The organism is Glutamicibacter sp. BSL13 (assembly GCF_052928425.1).
Genome location: NZ_JAVGCZ010000153.1, coordinates 1 through 4,203, shown reverse-complemented (window position 1 = coordinate 4,203; position 4,203 = coordinate 1). Strand labels below are relative to the sequence as shown.

Annotated in this window: 2 protein-coding genes and 1 pseudogene; 1 reads left to right on the top strand and 2 read right to left on the bottom strand. The window is 64.4% G+C overall.

From position 1 onward, the window contains the following. Positions 1-87: 87 nt before the first annotated feature. Entirely contained in the window at positions 88-618 is a 531-nt protein-coding gene (locus RCJ92_RS15135) for a hypothetical protein (RefSeq protein ID WP_446755021.1), read from the bottom strand. Positions 619-840: 222 nt separating this feature from the next. Here RCJ92_RS15135 and RCJ92_RS15130 point away from each other — a divergent pair, with 222 nt between their 5' ends. After that, a complete protein-coding gene (locus RCJ92_RS15130; protein ID WP_446755020.1) occupies positions 841-3,408 on the top strand; it encodes an AAA family ATPase in 2,568 nt (855 codons plus the stop codon). A 28-nt stretch (positions 3,409-3,436) separates the two neighbouring features. Here RCJ92_RS15130 and RCJ92_RS15125 read toward each other — a convergent pair. Further along, a pseudogene (locus RCJ92_RS15125) lies at positions 3,437-4,203 on the bottom strand (ATP-binding protein); the annotation flags it as partial.

Sequence of the window (4,203 nt, the reverse complement as noted above, 5' to 3'; positions counted from 1 at the left end):
CCAGGCTGACGGTCAGATCGTTGGGTGGACGGTTCTGCAACAGGGGCCTCCCTCGACACGGAGCGAGGCCCAGGCGCCTCGCCTGTGTTAGGTGAGAGGCCGCACCGCCGTCGTCCCCGAGATCCGCCCGAGCAGCACCACCTCCGCGGTATCCGGGTCGGGGATCTCGGCCCGGTCGATCAGGGCACGGGCGCGCCCTCCTGGGCCGGCCGAGCCGTGCCGCAGGACCACGGCGACCGCGACCTCCTCCCCAGGCACGAATCCCCTCGCCTCCACCTCCACCAGCTCCGGTCGCCGGTGGCGCCTGCGTGGTTGCTCCGGCTGGTCCTCCTCTGGCTCGACCGGCGGCTCGGGCTTGGGTGGGGGCTGCAGGATGTCGGCGCGTACGGTGCCGTCCTGCTCGTGCACCTCGACCCGGGTCGGCACATCGAACTCGCCAATCAGCTCCGCCAGCCGCGCCCCGACCTGCGAGCGATCGAGCGTCTCGGCCGTGCCCTTGTCTCCGTTGGCGGTCATCACCAGCTGGTCGCCGTGGGCTTCGAGCACCACCAGCGGCAACACAGCCGGAACCGGCGGCGCCCCGCCGGCCCGCTTCGGAGGGAACACGCGATGCTTCATCGCGGCCACCCCCAACCGGTTACAGGGGACGTGGTTTCGCGGCGCGGTTCGTGGCTTCTCACGCCCGTCAGGTACGACCTCGATGCGCCTGGCCACCCTCGATCCGTTGCCAGCCGACGCGCGAGAGCTGCAGAGCAGCGATTGCACAGAGATCGCTGACTTACACTGGATGGGAGTAGCACGGTCGCTTCCGACCTCGCGCTCACGTGCGAGGAGGGGGGCATGAACGTGGAGACAACGACGTCGCAGAGGATCGATCCTCGCGACCTTCTCAGCGAGTGGGCCAACAGCTCTGACGAATGGGTGCGGTACATCGTTCGCCACGTGCTCACGGGAGCAGGGCCACTGAGCAGCGATGAAACAGCCGACGCATACGCCCTGTTTCGGCAGGAGAAGGCGTTCGACAGCAGAGAGCTCCCTAAAGAAGAGCCTCTCGCCACCCTCGAGTCCGAGGACGAGGCGATTGAACCGCTGACGCTGACCTCCGTCGCCAACGTCGTTGGTGTGAACGCCCTGGTGGAGGGCGGCGTCATCGAGCCCCACGCCGGACTGACCATCCTCTTTGGGGAGAACGGCACAGGAAAGACCGGGTACTCCCGCATCTTCAAGGCCCTCGCCAAGAGTCGCACTGCCGACGTGATACTCGGCGACATCGAAGCCACGACACCGAAGCAACAGTCGGCGGAGATCAGCTACACCCTCGGATCCACATCCAAGACCTACACGTGGACTGGCGGCCAGGGCATCGCCCCGTTCACGCGGATGTCGATCTTCGACAGTCCCTCCGTCAGCTTCCACGTCGACGACGACCTGGAATACGTGTACGTCCCCGCCGCGTTGGCCTTGTTCAATCACGTCATCGCCGGTATCAAGTCGGTCCAAAGCGCTATTGATCAGGCGGCCAGCGAACTGCGTTCAGGCCAGACTGGCCTTCTCTCTCGCTTCACGCGCACCGCCACGGTGTATCCCCTCATCGAGACCCTCGGGGCCTCCACCGACCTCGAACAATTGAAAAGCTTTGTCGACACGGGTGAGGACGTCGACACGCGAGTCGCTCAGTTGCGCCGCACTGTCGCTGCGCTCGAAGCAGACACCATCAGCGCAGAGATCAAGATCCAACAGCGTGTGGAACGAGTCCTCACTCAAGCATCGAATGCCGCCACGACTCTCGCCGACTTCAACACAGGCGCATACAACCGCGAACGCGAGACACTTCACGGATTGCAAGAGGACTACCGCGCATTCCGAGACTCCCTGTTCGAGGCGGCCGACCTGCCTGCCGACCCCGACGACACGTGGAGCGCCTTCGTTACGGCCGGAAAAGCCTATGAGGCCCACCTAGTGGAGCTCGGGGTGCACGACATCGACCGGTGCCTCTACTGCAGACAGCCCCTGGACGATGCTGCACGTACTCTCATCAACAAGTACTCGGAGTATCTCGAGGACAAGATCACCGCCGACATCACGGCCTCCAAGGTGCGACTCGCGGCTTTCGCAGAACCGATCACCTCGCTGGAGATCAGCGACGCCGCAACGTTCGCCGCCGAGTACGACGACACCGATGACAAGCCCGATTACCACGTCGAGCTCGACAGCACCCTGTCAGCCGTCGCCACACTCACTGAGCAACTACAGACGGGCGCGTCCATTGACTCTGCACTCACCGAGAGCGCGACCACGGACGCCGCGGCGTTGAACGTTGTCTTGACGTCCACGACGAGTGCATTGAAGGAACTGAGGAAGCAGGCCGCAACTCGTACCGAGACGCTGGTAGCCAAGCGGAAGGAGCTCGTCGAGCTCGAAGCCGCCGCTGAGCTCGGAAAGTCGTGGCCACTGATCGAGGCTCAGGTGCGCGACGCCAAGGAAGCTGACCGGTTGACCCTCCTGGCCAAGCCCATGCCGGGGTTGCTACGCGCGGTCACCGGCCTAGCAAAGACCGCCAGCGATCAGATGATCAACGAGAGCTTCGATGCGTTGTTCACCGAGGAATGCACTGCCCTGCGAGCCCCCGCGCTCGACATCGAGTTCGTCGGCCGGCAAGGCCTCGCCAAGCGACGCAAGGTCCTAACCGGCAAGCACAAGCCCTCCGCAGTGCTTTCCGAGGGCGAGCAGAAAGTTCTCGCCATGGCTGACTTCCTCGCCGAAGCCCGCTTGGCTGGGATTACCGCCCCCGTGATCTTCGATGATCCCGTGTCCAGCCTCGATCATCGCCGCATCAACGAGGTCGCCCAGCGTGTCACTCTCCTCGCGGAGACGACCCAGGTCATCGTCTTTACCCATGACATCTTCTTCGCCAGCACACTGCTTGCCCTCATGGAAACCACCAAGCGCTGCGCCTACTTCCAGATCACTGACGAAGAAGGCAAGGGCAAAATCACCCGCGCCACTGGTCCACGCTGGGACAGCCTTGGCAGCATCAAGAAGAACATCAACGAGACCATCCAGGCCGCAACCTCGCAAGACGGTGACGCCCGCGCTGCACTCGTTCGCACCGGCTACGACTGGATCCGCGCATGGTGCGAAGTGTTCACAGAGACCGAGCTTCTACAAGGCGTCACGCAGCGATACCAGCCCAATGTCCGCATGACGAATCTTCCAAAGATCAAAGCCGACGCGCTCCCAGATGCGATCGACACCGTCAATCGCATCTTTGAGGAAGCGTGCCGCTACATCGATGGGCACTCCCAGCCCCTCCCCACTCTCGGAGTGAGCCCAACCCTTGGCGGCCTCGAAACGCATTGGGCAGAATTGACTGCTGCCCGCACCGCATACATCAACGCCGACAGCTAGCGCCTCCGATACGACAAGAAGCTGCCTGCTATTGCGTGAGCCGGCCACGGGTATCGAACAGTTCGAGTTCCCCGGGCGTCATCTGATGCTGGATAAGGAAGGCTCTTTCCTTGATCCGCCAGAGGGCTTGTCCGATGCCGAAGCTCGGGAGCAGGGACTGCTCGGTCCCAGTGAGCCCGAGGGCTTGGGCAGCGGATCCGATCTGGTCGGTCTCCTGCCGGTAGACGATGCGGACCTCGGCGTTGGCGAGCAGGCTCGAGGCCAGTGCCCGCATCATCGATCCCTGGTCGCCGACGTTGTCCAGGTCGGAGAGCTTGTGGAAGACGAGGGCGTTGCTGATGCCGTAGTGACGGGCGAGGCGCCACTGGGCGTCCATACGCCGCAGCAGGGACGGGTGCGCGAGCAGCCGCCAGGCCTCGTCGTAGACCACGAGCCTCTGACCACCGCGGGGGTCGAGGAGGGCGGCTTCCATCCATGCGCTCGCACATGTCATCAGCACGCTGATGAGCGAGCTGTTCTCTGCGACTTGGGAGAGGTCCAGGGAGATCATCGGCAGGCTGGGGTCGAACGCCACGGTGGACGGCCCGTCGAAGAGGCCGCTGAGGTCGCCGGCGACGAGCCGGCCGTCGTCGGCGGTGAGGTCGCCGAGCGCGTCGGGTGTCGGGTCGAGGATCCGGTCGACGACCATCGGCAGGATCGGGGTGGTGTTGTCGCGGACGGTCTCGGCCAGGGCGATGTCGATCGCGGTGTGCTCCAGCGGGGACAGGCGCCGCTCGAGGACTGTCTCGGCCAGGG